The sequence below is a fragment of the Cardiobacterium sp. genome, from assembly GCF_057314735.1.
In genome coordinates this window covers 12,459-29,005 of the sequence record NZ_DBHKZK010000076.1, presented here as the reverse complement: position 1 = coordinate 29,005, position 16,547 = coordinate 12,459, and the positions used below count along the sequence as shown (strand labels likewise).

At 55.9% G+C, this 16,547-nt stretch carries 16 protein-coding genes and 1 CRISPR repeat array (1 of these 17 only partly in view); of the genes, 13 read left to right on the top strand and 3 right to left on the bottom strand.

The window, feature by feature from the left end; translation table 11 throughout:
* The first annotated feature begins 341 nt into the window (after window positions 1-341).
* The 3 genes from ACO54Z_RS11390 to ACO54Z_RS11380 all read left to right on the top strand — a co-directional run bounded on the left by ACO54Z_RS11390 (window position 342) and on the right by ACO54Z_RS11380 (window position 2,663).
* Window positions 342-1,124, top strand: coding sequence for a transporter substrate-binding domain-containing protein (locus ACO54Z_RS11390; RefSeq protein ID WP_485997117.1), 783 nt, complete (start codon window positions 342-344; stop codon window positions 1,122-1,124).
* 100 nt (window positions 1,125-1,224) lie between these two features.
* Window positions 1,225-1,908: an amino acid ABC transporter permease gene (locus ACO54Z_RS11385; RefSeq protein WP_485997162.1), complete on the top strand. Its 684-nt coding sequence runs from the start codon at window positions 1,225-1,227 to the stop codon at window positions 1,906-1,908.
* A 2-nt stretch (window positions 1,909-1,910) separates the two neighbouring features.
* Window positions 1,911-2,663 carry an amino acid ABC transporter ATP-binding protein gene (locus ACO54Z_RS11380; RefSeq protein ID WP_485997116.1) on the top strand — a complete coding sequence of 251 codons (753 nt, stop codon included), beginning with the start codon at window positions 1,911-1,913 and terminating at the stop codon, window positions 2,661-2,663.
* 196 nt (window positions 2,664-2,859) lie between these two features.
* On the opposite strand, the gene ACO54Z_RS11375 is transcribed toward ACO54Z_RS11380, so the two are convergent.
* The 3 genes from ACO54Z_RS11375 to ACO54Z_RS11365 are packed head-to-tail and all read right to left on the bottom strand — an operon-like array spanning window position 2,860 to window position 4,711.
* Window positions 2,860-3,582: a cell division protein ZipA C-terminal FtsZ-binding domain-containing protein gene (locus ACO54Z_RS11375; protein ID WP_485997115.1), complete on the bottom strand. Its 723-nt coding sequence runs from the start codon at window positions 3,580-3,582 to the stop codon at window positions 2,860-2,862.
* A complete protein-coding gene (locus ACO54Z_RS11370; RefSeq protein WP_366916283.1) occupies window positions 3,579-4,052 on the bottom strand; it encodes a YcgN family cysteine cluster protein in 474 nt (157 codons plus the stop codon). The genes ACO54Z_RS11375 and ACO54Z_RS11370 overlap by 4 nt, the downstream gene beginning before the upstream one ends.
* The gene (locus tag ACO54Z_RS11365; protein WP_485997114.1) at window positions 4,049-4,711 is read right to left on the bottom strand and encodes a c-type cytochrome; all 663 of its coding nucleotides are present in this window, start codon (window positions 4,709-4,711) and stop codon (window positions 4,049-4,051) included. Before ACO54Z_RS11365 ends, ACO54Z_RS11370 begins: the two co-directional genes overlap by 4 nt.
* 81 nt (window positions 4,712-4,792) lie before the next feature.
* On the opposite strand from ACO54Z_RS11365, the gene yihA reads away from it, so the two are divergent.
* The 10 genes from yihA (at window position 4,793) to cas2 (ending at window position 14,754) form a co-directional block, all read left to right on the top strand.
* Window positions 4,793-5,401, top strand: coding sequence for a ribosome biogenesis GTP-binding protein YihA/YsxC (yihA, locus tag ACO54Z_RS11360; RefSeq protein ID WP_485997113.1), 609 nt, complete (start codon window positions 4,793-4,795; stop codon window positions 5,399-5,401).
* The gene (locus ACO54Z_RS11355) at window positions 5,391-6,155 is read left to right on the top strand and encodes a TSUP family transporter (RefSeq protein WP_485997112.1); all 765 of its coding nucleotides are present in this window, start codon (window positions 5,391-5,393) and stop codon (window positions 6,153-6,155) included. Before yihA ends, ACO54Z_RS11355 begins: the two co-directional genes overlap by 11 nt.
* A gap of 299 nt (window positions 6,156-6,454) precedes the next feature.
* Entirely contained in the window at window positions 6,455-8,713 is a 2,259-nt protein-coding gene (locus ACO54Z_RS11350) for a CRISPR-associated endonuclease Cas3'' (RefSeq protein WP_485997111.1), read from the top strand.
* A gap of 97 nt (window positions 8,714-8,810) precedes the next feature.
* Window positions 8,811-9,506, top strand: a complete 696-nt coding sequence (gene cas5c / locus ACO54Z_RS11345) for a type I-C CRISPR-associated protein Cas5c (RefSeq protein WP_485997110.1) — start codon at window positions 8,811-8,813, stop codon at window positions 9,504-9,506.
* Window positions 9,503-11,284, top strand: coding sequence for a type I-C CRISPR-associated protein Cas8c/Csd1 (gene cas8c / locus ACO54Z_RS11340; protein WP_485997109.1), 1,782 nt, complete (start codon window positions 9,503-9,505; stop codon window positions 11,282-11,284). Before cas5c ends, cas8c begins: the two co-directional genes overlap by 4 nt.
* Window positions 11,285-11,294: 10 nt before the next feature.
* Window positions 11,295-12,158 carry a type I-C CRISPR-associated protein Cas7/Csd2 gene (gene cas7c / locus ACO54Z_RS11335; RefSeq protein ID WP_485997108.1) on the top strand — a complete coding sequence of 288 codons (864 nt, stop codon included), beginning with the start codon at window positions 11,295-11,297 and terminating at the stop codon, window positions 12,156-12,158.
* 4 nt (window positions 12,159-12,162) lie between these two features.
* On the top strand, window positions 12,163-12,783 hold the full coding sequence (cas4, locus tag ACO54Z_RS11330) for a CRISPR-associated protein Cas4 (RefSeq protein ID WP_485997107.1): 621 nt from the start codon (window positions 12,163-12,165) through the stop codon (window positions 12,781-12,783).
* Window positions 12,780-13,451 (top strand): Fic family protein, encoded by a 672-nt coding sequence (locus ACO54Z_RS11325; protein ID WP_485997106.1) that lies wholly within the window; start codon window positions 12,780-12,782, stop codon window positions 13,449-13,451. Before cas4 ends, ACO54Z_RS11325 begins: the two co-directional genes overlap by 4 nt.
* A complete protein-coding gene (gene cas1c / locus ACO54Z_RS11320) occupies window positions 13,451-14,461 on the top strand; it encodes a type I-C CRISPR-associated endonuclease Cas1c (protein WP_298080800.1) in 1,011 nt (336 codons plus the stop codon). The genes ACO54Z_RS11325 and cas1c overlap by 1 nt, the downstream gene beginning before the upstream one ends.
* The gene (cas2, locus tag ACO54Z_RS11315) at window positions 14,461-14,754 is read left to right on the top strand and encodes a CRISPR-associated endonuclease Cas2 (RefSeq protein ID WP_485997105.1); all 294 of its coding nucleotides are present in this window, start codon (window positions 14,461-14,463) and stop codon (window positions 14,752-14,754) included. Before cas1c ends, cas2 begins: the two co-directional genes overlap by 1 nt.
* 177 nt (window positions 14,755-14,931) lie before the next feature.
* Window positions 14,932-16,547: direct repeats of the CRISPR family, unit length 32 nt; unit sequence GTCGCTCCCCACGCGGGAGCGCGAATTGAAAC (it continues 11,730 nt past the right edge of the window).

Genomic DNA, 16,547 nt, shown 5'->3' with positions numbered 1-16,547 from the left:
AATGGCGGGGCGAGCCCCACCCTGTACCTTCCACACGGGCGGTTACGGCTTCGTCTGACCGCCCCTGCAACGCCATCCGCCCAAAACGAAGCGCATCTGCCCAACGAAAGGTGGATGGCAAGAGGCAGTAGTTATGACGCAAGCTGATTTACCCCCACCCCGTCCCTCCCCCGCTGCGGACGCTGCGCGTCCTGCGAGGGAGGGGGCGCAAATACAGGCTTCTGTTCCGCAATCGCACAGGTAGCACAGGCAAACGCCCTTTTACATACACCTTCCCCGCTACCCTGTATGTAAATGACAAACGCGGCTCGCCGCCCCACCCTGCAAACCAAGGATTCACCATGCACAAACTCCTTCTCGCCGCGCTGGCGGCGCTTTCCTTCACCGCTCACGCCGCCGAATCATTGCTTGAGCGTATCGACAACCACGGCACCATCGTCGTTGGCACCGATGGCGCGTACCCGCCCTTCAATTATCACGACGACAGCGGCAAGCTCACCGGTTATGACATTGAGGTGACGCGCGCCATTGCCGACAAGCTCGGCGTCAAAGTCGATTTTCAGGAAACGCTGTGGGACGGGATGCTCGCCGGGCTGAAATCCGGGCGGTTTGACGCGGTCGCCAACCAGGTGACGCTGAACACGCCGGAGCGTCGCGCCGCCTTTGCAGGCGCCATTCCCTATAGCTGGACGGGGGCGATGGTGCTGACCCGCGCCGATGACGACCGCGTGCATGACATCGCCGACCTCAAGGGGCTGAAAGCGGCGCAAACGCTGAACAGCAACCACGCCTACCGCGCCGAGGCAGCGGGGGCGGTGCTGGTACCGGTGGAAAGCCTGCCGCAGGCGATGGCGCTGGTGCGGCAGGGGCGCGCCGACCTCACCCTGCACGACTCGCTCTCCATGCTCGAATACCTGAAACGCACCCCGGATTCCGGGCTGAAAGTCGCCTGGCAGGCACCGCCCGCCGAGTGGGAGCCGAGCGGGCTGATCGTCGCCAAAGAAAACGAGGCGGCTATTGCGCCGATTGATGCCGCGCTGAAAGAGCTACAGGCAGACGGCACCCTGAAGCGTCTTAGTGAACAATTCTTCGGAGCCGATGTCAGTGTCCGCGACGCCAAATAACCGCAGCCGCGCGCTGATTGGCGGCGCGCTCATCACCGCCGTGCTTGCCGCCGTGGTCTTCATCCACGGCTGGCGCGGCCTCATCGGCGCACTGCCGTTCATGAGCGAGGCGCGGGTGGAGCTCGTCGGCAGCGCCTTCCGCCCGATGCTCGTCGCCGCCATCCTCTACTCCATCCCGCTCGCCATCGTCTCCTTCATCATCGGCCTCGTTATCGCGCTCGTGGTGGCGCTGGTACGCGTCGTCCCGGCGACCGGCATCGCGCACCGCCTGCTGCTCGCCTTCGTCCACGGCTACGTTTCCGCCATCCGCGGCACGCCGATGCTGGTACAACTGATGATCGTCTTCTACGGCCTGCCCGCCATCGGCATTACCCTGGAGCCGATGCCGACCGCCATCATCGGCTTCTCGCTCAACGTCGGCGCGTATGCCTCCGAAACCGTGCGCGCCGCCATCCTCTCCGTGCCGCGCGGCCAATGGGAAGCGGGCTACACCATCGGCATGACCTACCTGCAAACCTTCCGCCGCATCATCCTGCCGCAGGCGTTGCGCGTCTCCGTGCCGCCCTTGTCCAACAGCTTCATCGGCCTGTTCAAAGAAACCTCGCTCGCCTCGACCGTCACCATCACCGAACTGTTCCGCGAAGCGCAGCAAATCGCCAACCGCAGCTACGACTTCCTCCCGGTCTATATCGAAGCGGCGCTGATTTACTGGGTCTTCTGCTTCCTCCTCGCGCTGGCACAAAGCCGCCTCGAACGCCACCTCGACCGCTACACCGCCAAATAACCATGCTCACCATCCGCAACATCCGCAAAACCTTCGGCAACCACACTATTCTGCGCGGCATCGACCTTGACATCGAAAAAGGCAGCGTCGTCGTCATCCTTGGTCCCTCCGGCAGCGGCAAAACCACCTTCCTCCGCTGCCTGAACGCGCTGGAAATGCCGGAAGCGGGGACGATTGCCTTCGATGGCGCGGCGCCGCTTACCATCGACTTCAGCCAAAAACCGGGCAAAAAAGACATCCTCGCGCTGCGGCGCAAATCCGGCATGGTCTTCCAGCACTACAACCTCTTCCCGCACAAAACCGCGCGGGAAAACATCATGGAAGGACCGGTCATCGTACAGGGGCGGCCGCTGGCGGAAGCCCGCGTTGAGGCAGAACAACTGCTCGCCAAAGTAGGACTGGCCGACCGTGGCGACCATTACCCGTACCAACTCTCCGGTGGCCAACAACAGCGCGTCGGCATCGCCCGCGCGCTCGCCATCCGCCCCGAACTGATGCTGTTTGACGAACCGACCTCGGCGCTCGACCCCGAACTGGTGCAGGAAGTGCTGAACACCATCAAGGAGCTGGCGGCGGAAGGCTGGACGATGATCGTCGTCACCCACGAAGTCAAATTTGCGCTGGAAGTGGCGGATGTGGTGGTAATGATGGACGGCGGCGTCATCGTTGAGCAGGGCAGCCCGGACGCACTCTTCCACCGCCCGCAACACGAACGTACCAAACGGTTTTTGCAGCAGATCCGGGCGGAAGGATAGGATGCTGCGCGCCCGGATACGCGAACGGCACGGTTTCCCGTGCCGTTTTTTCGTACGGGCGTGTACCTCCTCCAGCGTTACTCATTGTGCAGAACTTTGAGTGTATCGCTATATATGTTCGGCATTCGGTTTGTTGGGTTACGCGCTGCGCACTAACCCAACCTACAGAGGCTCACGGCTGAATTGCAAACAGCCTCTAGCCCTGACGGCGCAGCCACTCGTGGTAGTGCTGTTCGTAGGTTTCCACACCTTTGCGCAGGCGTTCGAGGTCGCGTTCGTTTAGCGGGCGGCGGTGCTGGTCGCAGAGTTTGCCGCCGCAGTTTTCGCTCATTTCATGGACGAGGGCGCTGAAGGTTTCCCAGTCCTGTACCGGTTCTTGTCCGACGGGCAGTTGCAGCACGATCAGCAGTCCTTCGTAGTTCGCTTCCGGGGTGTCAAGGTTTTCCGGGAAGGTTGGCGGGCGGCGGACGTTGAGCAGGGTGCAGAAGACGTCTTCACCACCTGCGGTCAGCAGTTCGTAGGTGCGGTTGGGCGAGTATTGCAGGCCGAAATTCTGCACAAGGCGGGCGACGTTTTTGCCGCTGAAGGGGCGGCCTTGCGGTGCCATGATGGTGAGCGGCAGCAGGAGTTCGGGTGGGGTGCCGCGCGGTTTGGCCGGGGCGGCGCTTTTGCCGCCGAAGAAGCCGGGATTGAGGCGGCTGGTTTTGTGCATTTCGACGCCGCCCGCTTCAAAGTCGGTGATGCCGTTGTCCGGGATGTGGCCGCCATCCAGGCTGGAGCCCCGGTAGCGGGGGTGGCCATCGTGGCGGTCGCGTTCGCGGTCGCGCTGGCGTTTGATGTAGAGCGCGATGCCGCCCATTGCGACAAGGACGAGGATGATGGCGGTGATGCGCAGCATGAGTACGGACGGGTTGGTCATGGTTCCTGGTCTCCTTCTCCGAGTATGTCTTCCAGCCGGTAAAGCAGATGGTCGTCAATGGCGTATCCGTCTGCTTCGCTCAGGGCAAAGTGGCGCACGCTGCGGTAGCGGCGGTGCACTTCTTGCCGGTCGCCGCAGTTGAGGTAATGCCAGGGCGGCAAGGGTTTGCCTTCCGCGCGCAGGCGGTAGGCGCAGGTCGGCGGCAACCAGTTGTATTCGTTGCGCTTCATGTCGCGCAGCGACAGGCAATCCGGGACGTGCTGCTGGCGGCAGGGGTAGTCGCGGCAGCGGGCGCTGGCGATGTCCAGCAGTTTGCAAGCAACACGGGAGAAGTACACTTCTCCCGTATCGATGTCTTCCATTTTGTTGAGGCAGCACAATCCGCATCCGTCGCAGAGGGCTTCCCATTGTTTGTCGGAGAGGCGGTGCAGCGGCTGGCGCCACCATTGCGCGTCGTTACGCAATCTCAGTGCAGCCCCTGCATATAGCGTGCGACCGCCTCGATTTGTTTCGGCGTCAGTTTTTCGGCGACGTCGCGCATCATGCCGTTCGGGTCGTTGGCGCGCACGACGAGGGAGGCGCGGTCGGTTTCGCTGGCTTGTTCGTCAATTTGTGCCGCCATTTTGAAGGCATCGAGCTGGGTACGGGTGTATTTGGCGTGCTGGCCGGAGAGGCGCGGGAAGGCAGCGGGTTCGATGCCCGCGCCGGTCGGGCCGTGGCAGGCCATGCAGGCGGGGACGTTTTTGCTCATGTCGCCGCCGCGATAGAGTGCTTCGCCGAGAGCCAGCAGTTCTTCGGGGTTGTCGCCCGCGCCTTCGGTTGCGGCCGGTGGCGGGGTTTGCGCGGCAAAGTAGGCGGCGACGTTGGCAATGTCTTCGTCAGAAAGCAGTCCCGCTTGCGGCTGCATGACGACGCTGGCGCGCTCGCCGCTTTTGAAGTCTTTCAGTTGTTTTTCCAGGTATTTTTGTCCCTGTCCGGCCAGGGAGGGCCATTCGGGGTTGGTGCTGGCGCCGCCGGGGCCATGGCAAGCGGCGCAGACGACCGCTTTTTCTTCGCCCGCCTTGAGATCGGCCGCCTGCACCCAGGTGGTGATTCCGAACAGGATGATTGTCACAATGCCTTTTTTCATGACTTGCTCCGCAAGATTTTTCTTTTGTTGTTTGCTGGATGCCTGTTATATTTCAGGCGATTTTTCCGCATTTTACTAGAGATGAATAACTGTTACCAGCAGGCGGCTTTCGCCTTTTCCGCCAATCGCGAGACGCAACTCGCCGCCGATGCCCGCATTGAAATTGCTTTCGCCGGACGCTCCAACGCGGGCAAATCGAGTGCGCTCAATACGCTCACCAACCAGAAGGCGCTGGCGCGGGTATCGCGCACGCCGGGGCGGACGCAGCTCATTAACTATTTCGCCCTGCCGGAGCCGGGCTGCTATCTCGTTGATTTGCCGGGCTACGGCTATGCCGAGGTGCCGGAGCAGATGCGCGCGCACTGGCAGGCGCTGTTGGGGCGTTATTTGCTGACGCGGGCGGTGTTGCGCGGCATCGTGCTGCTGATGGACATCCGCCACCCGATGAAGGATTTGGACATCCGTATGCTGGAATGCTGCGCCGAGCGGCAATTGCCCGCGCATATTTTGCTGACCAAGGCGGACAAGTTGAGCCGGGGCGCGGCGGGCAAGCAGTTGCAGGCGGTGCGGGGCGAACTCGCCAACTGGCGCGCGCCGTTTAGCGTGCAGACGTTTTCCAGTCTGAAAAAGGAAGGGCTACCCGCGCTGGTGGCGCAACTGGATCAATGGATGGTGGCGGATGCTGGCTGAATTGTCGCTGTGGGTACTGGCGCTCTTGGCGCTGGTCGGCACGGTCGCCGGTTTTGTCGATACCCTCGCCGGGGGCGGCGGGATGCTGACCATTCCGGCGCTGCTGCTCGCCGGATTGCCGCCCGATGCGGCGCTCGCCACCAACAAATTGCAGGGCAGTTTCGGCACGCTGTCGGCGACGTGGTATTTCGTCAAACGCGGCCAGATTGCCTTTCGCCGCCTGTTGCCGGGTATCGCTGCCTGCGCGGCGGGCGCGGCCTGCGGCACGCTGACGGTGCAATATCTGCCGCAGGCGCTGTTGCAACAGGCGCTGCCGCTGCTGCTGGCGGCGGTGGCGCTGGTGTTCATCTTCATGCCGTCGCTCGGCGCGGTGGCGCGGGAGGCGCGGCTGCCGTTTGCCGGATTTGTCGGCGCGGCGGCGCTGCCCATCGGTTTTTATGACGGCTTTCTCGGCCCCGGCACGGGCAGTTTTTTCATGCTGGCGCTGATTTCGCTGCGCGGCTACACCCTGCAACAGGCGACGATTGAGGCGAAAGCGTACAACGCCACCACCAATCTGGTGTCGCTGCTGGTGTTCCTCGCGGGCGGGAAAATCCTCTGGCTGGCAGGGCTGGTGATGGCAGCGGGACAACTGCTCGGCGCGCGCCTCGCCGCCGGGCTGATTGTCAGTAAGGGCAACCGCCTGATTCGCCCGGCGGTGATTGCGATGTCGCTCATCATGAGCGCGGTGTTGGCGCACCGTTACTGGTTTTAGCGGCGAATGATCAAACCAGGCGCAATGCCTGTTCAAACTGCGCTTCAATAAGGCGCCTTCTACTGCAAATATTTTGCGCGGACGGCGATTCCGTTCCCGTACAGCACTCTTGATGTTCCCGTCGGAATTGTGGGCAACATCCTGATATAGCAATCCTCACAAAGTTCTGTACAAGGCGCGCCGTACTAATTTGTACGGCCTTCGCGGCGTCCGTGTCGGAGACGCTAAACCGGTTCTTGGGCGTATCGCTATCAATTTGCCGTATCCTGCCGCCGTCCCAACCACAACCGGAGCGCCTTATGCCCATCTGCTACGCCCATTCCGCCGAAAACCGCCCTGAAAGCGACTGGCAAACCCTGAAAAGCCACGCCGAAAACGTCGCCGCGCTGGCCGCCCAATTTGCCGAACCCTTCGGTGCGGCGGAAATCGCCCGCTACACCGGCCTCCTGCACGACCTCGGCAAATACAGCGACCCCTTCCAAAACCGCCTGCGTGGTGGCAAGCGTGTCGATCACGCCACCGCCGGCGCGAAAGAAGCCATTGCCCGCTGGCAGCTGATCGGCAAACTGATGGCGTACTGCATCGCCGGCCACCATGCCGGGCTTGCCAACGGCAGTGGCGAAGGCAAGAACCGCAGCACCTTAAAAGAACGCCTCGCCGCCGACATTCCCGCGCTTAACCCCGTCTGGCAAGCGGAAATCCCGCTGCCGGAAAAAATCGCCCTGTCGCCGCCCAAACGTCATCCTGACTATCATAATTTTGACCAAGATAAACAAGTGGCGCACTGCAGATTTATCGAGTCCTTCTTCATCCGCATGCTCTACTCCTGCCTGGTCGATGCCGACTACCTAGACACCGAAGCCTTCTACGCCAAACTGGAAAATGAAACCATCGAACGCGGCAACTACCCCGCCCTAAGCGACTTGCAACAGGCGTTTAACCAGCATTTACAAAACGTGCGCGCCGATGCCAAAAAACACAGCGAAGGCGGTCAAGCGGAGCTGAACCAGCTGCGCAGTGAAATCCTTGACCACGCGCAGCAGCAAGCGGCGCTCGCGCCCGGCCTCTTTACCCTGACCGTGCCGACCGGCGGCGGCAAAACCTACACCTCGATGGCGTTCGCCCTCGAACACGCACGCCAGCACGGGCAGCGACGCATCATCTACATCATCCCCTTTACTAGCATCATCGAGCAAAACGCCGGCGAATTCCGCAAAGCCTTCGGCGCGCTTGGCGAAGCGGCGGTGCTGGAACATCACAGCACCTTCGACGACCGCACCCTGCAAGAGCGCGACACCCGCGACAAACTGCGCCACGCCACAGAAAACTGGGACGCGCCCATCGTCGTCACCACCGCCGTCCAATTCTTTGAAAGCCTTTTTGCCGACCGCTCGGCGCGCTGCCGCAAACTGCACAACATCGCAGGCAGCGTCATCATCCTCGACGAAGCGCAAATGCTGCCGCTGCACCTCTTGCGCCCGGTGATGGCGGCGATAGACGAACTGGCGCGCAACTACCGCTGCACCGTCGTCATGTGTACCGCGACCCAACCCGCCATTGACGCCAAACACGGCTTCTACGGCGGCTTCAGCGACGTGCGCGAAATCGCCCCCGATCCGGCGCGCCTCTACACCGCGCTACGCCGCACCACCGTGCGACACATCGGCAAGCAAAGCGATGCCGAATTACTCGAACATCTCACCGCCCAGCCGCAGCTCCTCATCATCGTCAATAACCGCCGCCACGCGCGCAGCCTCTACGACAGCGCAAAACCCCTCGACGGCGTGTACCACCTCACCACGCTGATGTGCGCCGAGCACCGCAGCGAAGTGCTAAAAACCATCCGCGCGCGGCTAAAAGCGGGCGCCCCCTGCCGCCTCATCGCCACCTCGCTGATTGAGGCGGGGGTGGATGTCAGCTTCCCGCGGCTGATGCGGGCAGAGGCGGGCGCCGATTCCATCGCCCAAGCCGCCGGACGCTGCAACCGCGAAAACCTGCGGACAGCAGACGAGAGTGAAGTACTGATATTCCGCCCCGAAGAGCAATGGAAAGCGCCGCCGGAACTGGCGACATACGCCGCCTGTATGCGCGAAACCCTACGTAACGACGGCGACCTGCTCGCGCCGGAGGCGATGATTGCCTACTTCCGGCGTGTCTATGACTTGAGCGACCTCGACAAACATCACATCCTCGAAATGCTCAAAAACGCGGGCAGCGATTTCCCCTTCCAGACCATCGCCGAAAAAAGCCGCGTCATTGAAAGCAACCATATGCTGCCGCTGCTGATTCCCTATGACGCCAACGCAGAAGCACACATCAACGCCCTCGAACACGCCGACACCATCGGCGGCCTCTTGCGCCAGCTACAGCGCTACACCGTGCAAGTGCCGGAAAAAGCCCTATGTATATTATGTAAAAACAGGCGCGTTAAAATTATCAACAAAGAAAAATTTGGCGAACAATTCTATGCCCTGATAGGCACAGACCTCTACGATGCCCAGGCAGGGCTAAATTGGGATAATCCGGACTATATAGATGCAGATAACCTTTGTATATAAATAAAACCTGAAGCGACAATCAGATAAACATACCCGCAGTATTCAGTGCCAATTTGGCCTGAATATTGCTTAAAGCATCTCATTGGAAGGAGCGTTTATGAACAATACTGTCCGACTGCATATATGGGGCGACTACGCCTGCTTCACCCGTCCGGAAATGAAAGTGGAACGGGTTTCTTACGATGTGATTACCCCATCCGCCGCGCGCGGCATCCTGACCGCCATACACTGGAAACCGGCAATGCTTTGGATAATCGACAAAATCCATGTACTCAAGCCTATCCGCTTTGAATCGGTGCGACGTAATGAATTGGGCGGAAAAATATCTGCCAGTAGTGCAAGCGGTGCGATGAAGCGCAAAAGCGTGCAAGACCTGTACACTATCATCGAAGACGATCGCCAACAACGTGCCGCGACCATACTCAAAGACGTCGCCTACATTATTGAAGCCCATATCCAGCTTAACCACGCATTCATCGCCCAAAGCGAACGACCAGAAGAAGAAAATATCGCCAAACACCTGGAAATGTTTAAGCGCCGTGCCCGCAATGGCCAATGCTTCCAGCAACCCTGCATGGGTGTACGCGAATTCCCGGCAAACTTTGCGCTCATTGAAGAAAATGAACCGTTACCCGTATGCGAATTGCCCGAAAACGAACGCAACCGTGATTTGGGCTGGATGCTGCACGACATTGACTTTGCCCACGGCAACACCCCGCATTTCTTCCGCGCCGAAATGATAAATGGCATTATCGAAGTCCCGCTCTTCCGCGCAGAGGAGGTAAAATCATGATATTGCAATCATTGGATCACTATTACTACCGCCTGCTATCAGAAACAGATGGCGCGGGTAAACCAAAGGTTCCGGATTATGGCTTTAGCGAAGAAAAAATTGGCTGGATTATCGTCTTATCACGAGAAGGGGACTGGATTGATCTCAAACCACATTTAACGACAGATAAAAAGCCACAACCCAAACTCATGAATGTCCCACGCGCTGAAAAGCGCACTTCAGGTATTAAACCCAATTTCCTGTGGGACAAAACCGCTTATACCCTTGGCGTGAATGCAAACCCGGATAAAGCAGCGGCGAAAACCCAGCCATTCCTTTTGGCAGAAGATACATTTAGCGCTTTTCGTGAGCGACATCTCGAACTTTTGCAGAAAGAGCAAGATGATGGCTTACGAGCGCTCTATCAATTCTTGGTGAAATGGCAGCCTTCGCGGTTTCAAGATACGTCTGTTGCAGATAAAATAAATATGCTTGACAGCAACATCGTATTCCAATTGGACGGTGCGCGCCGCTATATCCATGAGAGTGAGCGAGCTCGTGTATTATGGGCGGCGCTTTTACAAAACGATGATGCTGAAACTGGCTTATGCCTTATTAGTGGTGAAACTGCACCTATCGCACGCTTGCACCCGGCCATAAAAGGCATACTAGGCGGACAAAGCTCAGGAGGCGCTATCGTCTCCTTTAATAAAGAATCTTTTGAATCATTGGGTAAAGAACAAGGTGCCAATGCCCCTATATCAGAACAGGCAGCCTTTACCTATACGACCGTGCTAAATTATCTGCTGCGCCGGGAAAACAGACATTGTCTTACTATCGGCGATGCCAGTACCGTTTTTTGGGCAGAAGCACCCGATGACAGTAGCGCTGAAGCGGAAGAATCCTTTTTCTTCGATATGATGACAGTTACAGATGGCGAAGAAAATCAAAAAGTCTTCGACATTTTGCAACAAATCGCCAAAGGTCGCCCGCTCAAAGAAATTGCCCCCAATCTGCACGCAGACACCCGCTTCTATATTCTGGGGCTTGCGCCTAACGCCTCGCGTATCTCTATCCGTTTTTGGCTCAATACCACTTTTGGGCAGTTGGCACAGAATTTGGCAGCACACTGGCAAGATTTGGCAATCGAACCTTGCCCGTGGCAAACGCCACCGTCTATCTGGCGTTTGCTGATCCAAACAGCCCCTTTAGGTAAAACAGAAAATATCTCGCCCGTACTGGCAGGCGAAATGACGCGCGCGGTTATCAACGGCACACCTTACCCGATGAGCCTGTTGTCGCAGTTACTTGCCCGCATTCGTGCAGACGGCGATGCCAACGGATTGCGCATCGCCATGATCAAGGCAATCTTGGCGCGGAAATTCCGCAAAGGTTTAATCAAAGAAGGAGTTCCTATGAGCTTGGATAAAGAAAGTAAAAACCCGGCCTATTTGTTAGGCAGGATGTTTGCCGTGCTGGAGCGCATCCAGTATCAGGCATTGGGTGACATCAATGCCGGTATCGCTGACCGTTACTATGGCTCGGCATCGGCTGTGCCCTTCTCCGTTTTTCCGCGTCTGCTGGTGGGCGCACGCCACCATCTCTCGCGTCTGCGGAAAGACAAGCCGGGACTGGCAGTAAACCTCGACAAGGATTTGGGCGAAATCATCTCTGCCTTGCCGCAAAATTATCCGCGCCATTTCAGTATTGATGAACAAGGCCGCTTTTCCATTGGCTATTACCAACAAAAGCAAAGCTATTTTGCCTCCAAAGAATCTGTAACCCCAACCGAAGTATAAGGAATTAACCATGTCTATTCAAAACCGCTACGAATTTGTCTATTTCTTTGACGTCACCAACGGCAACCCCAATGGCGATCCCGATGCCGGTAATATGCCGCGTCTTGACCCGGAAAGCAGCAAAGGATTGGTCACCGATGTCTGTTTGAAACGTAAAATTCGTAACTTCATTGAAGTCGCCTACGAAAATGCGCCGGGCTATGAAATCTATGTTAAAGAAAAAAGCGTACTGAACCTGCAAAACAAGCGTGCTTATGAAGCATTGGGCGTTGCACCAGAAGCTAAAAAACTTCCTAAAGATGAAGCCAAAGCTCGCGAAATTACCGCGTGGATGTGCAATAACTTTTTCGATATTCGCAGTTTTGGCGCGGTTATGACGACTGAGGTGAATAGTGGTCAAGTTCGTGGACCGGTACAATTGGCATTTGCGCAATCTCTTGACCCCATCGTCCCGCTGGAGATTTCCATTACCCGTATGGCGGTAACCAACGAAAAAGATCTCGAAAAAGAGCGCACCATGGGCCGCAAGCATATCGTGCCTTATGCCCTGTATCGCGTACATGGTTTTATCTCTGCCAATCTGGCGGCAAAAACCGGCTTCTCTGACGAAGATTTGCAGAAACTCTGGCAAGCCTTGCAAATGATGTTTGAATACGACCGTTCCGCTGCCCGTGGTGAAATGACGGCGCGCAAACTCATTGTCTTTAAGCATGACAGTGTATTGGGTAATCAACCCGCGCATAAACTGTTTGAGCGTGTGACTGTTGACCGTGTCCAGGGCGAAAGTGGCTCACCCGCTGCAGCGTTTTCTGATTATCGTATCAATGTGAATCGCGAAGCGTTGCAAGGCGTTACTATCGAAGAATTGCTGTAAGTCAATGGAATCTATCCCGCTATCCGCCTTGCAGCATTATGCCTTTTGCCCACGACAATGCGCGTTAATTCATAACGAGCAATTGTGGGCGGCAAATCTTCTCACCGTACAGGGCGATTTGCTGCATGAGCGGGTAGATGCGGGTGAGCCGGAAACGCGCAAGGGCATACGCTATGAGCGTAGTGTTCATGTCTATTCTTTGGCGTTGGGTATTGGCGGCATATTGGATTTGCTCGAAATAGAGACCGCAAGCGGCATAATGCGCCCGGTAGAATATAAACGCGGGCGACCCAAAAAAGACAATTGGGACAAAATACAATTATGCGCCCAGGCATTTTGTCTGGAAGAAATGCGCAATACCACCATAACAGAAGGCGCTTTATGGTACGGGCAAACCCGGCACCGCGAAATGGTGTCTTTCGATGCGGCATTACGCACAGAAACCCAAACGGTTATTGCCGAAGTACGCGAACTGTTGGAATCTGGCAGGACGCCCCCCGCACATTATGCCAAGCATTGCAAGTCCTGTTCATTAATAGAGTTATGTCAGCCGCAGCTACTTAGTAAAGACCGCTCTGCGATGTATATCGCCAACTTGTTTTCCCAAGAAGCAGAGGACTTATGAAATCGGTTGGCAAAGAAAAAGCGTTGTATATCGCGCGGCGTATGCACCCGGATTTTGTTTTCAATATGGCGCAACTTGAAGGCAATCCTTATACCTTTCCGGAAGTACAAACGACATTATCCGGGATTACTGTTGGTGGTCATAAAATTAGTGATCAAACGCAGATATTGAATATTGCCGCAGGCTGGTCAGAAATTATCCGACAAGCTGCAACCAACACATTTGTCGTCAACAAAGAAAATTTTATTCATATCAATACACTGATTGCCAAAGATGAAGCGTTGGCTGTTGGCGATTTCCGCGATGGCCAGGTAGGCATTAGCGGCACAGATTACCGCCCACCCCGTGCGGGTACGGAGCTTGAAAATGCCTTTTTACAGTTATTACAACATTATCAACAGACTCCAGATATTGCAATAAAGGCATTTGGTGTTTTTCTGGATACGGCACGGGCGCAATTCTTTTACGATGGCAACAAACGCACCGGGCAGTTAATGATGAATGGTATCCTGCTTTCTGCAGGCTATGCGCCAATGGTTATCTTTGCCGATGCACAACTGGAATATAACCATAAAATGTTGCCGTTTTATCAGAGTGGCAACAAAGATGAAATGATTGCCTTCTTGCAAAGACAATATGAACGTGTACTAAACAAATTCCAAAACTGATGCGCAAACTGCAAAATACCCTGTTTATTACCACACAAGGATGCTATTTACACAAAGAGCGGGAAACGCTGGTTGTAGCGCATGAAAAGCGTAAACTGGCGCAACTGCCCGTTCATGCCATTGCGCATATTTTTTGCTTCGGCAATGTATTGGTATCACCATTCCTGTTGGGATTTTGTGGTGAGAATAATGTCAATCTGGCATTTTTTACCGAATACGGCAAATATTTGGGGCGCTTGCAAGGAGTACAAAGCGGCAATGTCTTGCTGCGGCGCGCACAATATCGTTTGTCTGAAACCAATCCCGTCCCTATTGCCCGCCACATCATTGCTGCCAAAATACAGGCAAGCCGCCGTGTCTTGCAGCGCCATATCCGCAATTATGGTGAAGATAACGAATTGAGTGAAGCGGTGCGCGCGCTGGATAGCAGCCTGCACCAATTACAAAAAACCGATACTCTGGACAGCGTGCGTGGCATCGAAGGCGATGCCGCATCCCGCTATTTTGCCGTATTTGGCCGCCTGATTCGCCAAACAGAATTTACCTTTGATGGACGTAACCGCCGCCCGCCCCGTGATCCCGTAAATGCGCTGCTGTCATTACTATATAGCGTATTGGGAAAAGAAATTAGCGGTGCGTTGCAAAGTGTAGGGCTGGATGCGCAAGTTGGCTTCCTCCATGCCGACCGCCCCGGCCGTGACAGCCTGGCGCAAGATATTTTAGAAGAATTCCGCGCCTGGTGGATTGACCGCCTGGTATTGAGCCTAGTCAATAGAAAACAAATCCAGTTAAAAGATTTCAGTACTGAAGCAAGCGGTGCGGTACAAATCAAAGACGATGCACGCAAATCACTATTTCAAGCACTACAAGCAAAAAAACAGGAAAAAATTACGCATCCCTATTTGCAGGAAGAAGTTGAAATTGGCCTGTTGCCATATATTCAGGCATTATTACTGGCACGCCATTTACGTGGCGATCTCGAACAATACCCACCATTCCTGATGCGCTAATGCTGGTACTCATTACTTACGATATCTCTTTTGCTGACGCAAGCGGTGCAAAACGATTGCGACAAATCGCCGCACATTGTCAGAATTACGGCGTGCGTGTGCAATATTCCGTATTTGAATGCGATGTCAATCCCGAACAATGGGCACGCCTTAAAGACAAACTGCTGCAGACCTATCAACCGGCAACAGACAGCTTGCGTTTTTATATGCTCGGCAGCAAAGGGCGCAATAAAATTGAGCATTATGGCGCGAAGGCAGCACCCGATATCTTCCACGATGCTTTGATTATCTAGCGCTAACCACCAGTTCCCAGTGAAATACCGGGATGTTAGCGATAGCGTTAATAACATGAATAACCTGATAATTTTATATACGGCACACAGAATGCTGTTTATCACCCTGTACCTTTCTGGCAGGCTGGCGCGCAACGCGCCCTTAAGCCAGACCGTACCTGTCATCCGGTGATGGCAGTCGCTCCCCACGCGGGAGCGCGAATTGAAACATAGAAGGTAAAAGGCGGGTTAACATGGTATATTGTCGCTCCCCACGCGGGAGCGCGAATTGAAACTGACTGCAAGAAGTAAGCCATAAGCTGGCTAGGCGTCGCTCCCCACGCGGGAGCGCGAATTGAAACAGTACCTTAGCGGCATTCTGTTTACTGATTGGCGTCGCTCCCCACGCGGGAGCGCGAATTGAAACGACGAACACTTGCCCCTTAAAACTGACAACCACGTCGCTCCCCACGCGGGAGCGCGAATTGAAACTACAACAACATTGATGACGATACTAGGATGACAAGGTCGCTCCCCACGCGGGAGCGCGAATTGAAACAACGTATGAATACAAGTTCAAAACAGCAAAAGGGTCGCTCCCCACGCGGGAGCGCGAATTGAAACTGTAAGGTTGTTTTCAGCGATAAGCCGTTCAATGGTCGCTCCCCACGCGGGAGCGCGAATTGAAACATGGCTTTGATGGTGAACTGATTATTGGCGCACGTCGCTCCCCACGCGGGAGCGCGAATTGAAACATGATGATTTACCTGCTCTCAATCAAGCCCACTATGTCGCTCCCCACGCGGGAGCGCGAATTGAAACATAATATCAGCGCAGATTTTGTTAATCGCGTCTTGTCGCTCCCCACGCGGGAGCGCGAATTGAAACTATAAATTCACGGGCGGCGGCGGCACGTGATAAAGTCGCTCCCCACGCGGGAGCGCGAATTGAAACATATAAAATCGAAGCGCCATGTACGGTTACGCTGGTCGCTCCCCACGCGGGAGCGCGAATTGAAACTAGTCGCTTAATGACAAAAGTAAGCGTGTCTGCGTCGCTCCCCACGCGGGAGCGCGAATTGAAACTACGTAAAGGGTTTTGTTCTTAAGCCCTTCAACAGTCGCTCCCCACGCGGGAGCGCGAATTGAAACTTGGCCTGGCTTGATTGCCTTGCCTATGTGCGCGTCGCTCCCCACGCGGGAGCGCGAATTGAAACGTTAATATCTGTTTTGAGTTTTTAGCTTTCCCAAGTCGCTCCCCACGCGGGAGCGCGAATTGAAACTGTAGCAGCTAATCAGCGCCATATACCACAAGCCGTCGCTCCCCACGCGGGAGCGCGAATTGAAACCTAATTTGTATAAGTACGTTATTGCTTTCCAAGGTCGCTCCCCACGCGGGAGCGCGAATTGAAACTACAGATGGCAGAGACCATCTGATTTTCAAGAACGTCGCTCCCCACGCGGGAGCGCGAATTGAAACCTTTGTTGTGGCGCATTATAGCGCAATCGCCGACGTCGCTCCCCACGCGGGAGCGCGAATTGAAACAACGTCAACGGCCTGACCTTCGACAACTGGCACAGTCGCTCCCCACGCGGGAGCGCGAATTGAAACTACAGTCTTGCCAATAAACGAATGCAAAAGAATACGTCGCTCCCCACGCGGGAGCGCGAATTGAAACGGCCCCTGAGTAATGAGATAGACGTCAAAGCCGCGTCGCTCCCCACGCGGGAGCGCGAATTGAAACGCCAACACCGCCGATAACATAACACTCACGCAGAGTCGCTCCCCACGCGGGAGCGCGAATTGAAACGCCG

Bases quoted from the DNA above. Each gene is read 5' to 3' on its own strand.
- cas8c (WP_485997109.1), top strand. From the start codon at position 9,503: ATGATATTGCAATCATTGGATCACTATTACTACCGCCTGCTATCAGAA.
- cas7c (WP_485997108.1), top strand. From the start codon at position 11,295: ATGTCTATTCAAAACCGCTACGAATTTGTCTATTTCTTTGACGTCACC.
- cas4 (WP_485997107.1), top strand. From the start codon at position 12,163: ATGGAATCTATCCCGCTATCCGCCTTGCAGCATTATGCCTTTTGCCCA.
- ACO54Z_RS11355 (WP_485997112.1), top strand. From the start codon at position 5,391: ATGCTGGCTGAATTGTCGCTGTGGGTACTGGCGCTCTTGGCGCTGGTC.
- ACO54Z_RS11380 (WP_485997116.1), top strand. From the start codon at position 1,911: ATGCTCACCATCCGCAACATCCGCAAAACCTTCGGCAACCACACTATT.
- ACO54Z_RS11375 (WP_485997115.1), bottom strand. From the start codon at position 3,582: ATGACCAACCCGTCCGTACTCATGCTGCGCATCACCGCCATCATCCTC.
- cas1c (WP_298080800.1), top strand. From the start codon at position 13,451: ATGCGCAAACTGCAAAATACCCTGTTTATTACCACACAAGGATGCTAT.
- ACO54Z_RS11365 (WP_485997114.1), bottom strand. From the start codon at position 4,711: ATGAAAAAAGGCATTGTGACAATCATCCTGTTCGGAATCACCACCTGG.
- ACO54Z_RS11385 (WP_485997162.1), top strand. From the start codon at position 1,225: ATGAGCGAGGCGCGGGTGGAGCTCGTCGGCAGCGCCTTCCGCCCGATG.
- cas2 (WP_485997105.1), top strand. From the start codon at position 14,461: ATGCTGGTACTCATTACTTACGATATCTCTTTTGCTGACGCAAGCGGT.
- ACO54Z_RS11350 (WP_485997111.1), top strand. From the start codon at position 6,455: ATGCCCATCTGCTACGCCCATTCCGCCGAAAACCGCCCTGAAAGCGAC.
- yihA (WP_485997113.1), top strand. From the start codon at position 4,793: ATGAATAACTGTTACCAGCAGGCGGCTTTCGCCTTTTCCGCCAATCGC.
- ACO54Z_RS11325 (WP_485997106.1), top strand. From the start codon at position 12,780: ATGAAATCGGTTGGCAAAGAAAAAGCGTTGTATATCGCGCGGCGTATG.
- cas5c (WP_485997110.1), top strand. From the start codon at position 8,811: ATGAACAATACTGTCCGACTGCATATATGGGGCGACTACGCCTGCTTC.
- ACO54Z_RS11390 (WP_485997117.1), top strand. From the start codon at position 342: ATGCACAAACTCCTTCTCGCCGCGCTGGCGGCGCTTTCCTTCACCGCT.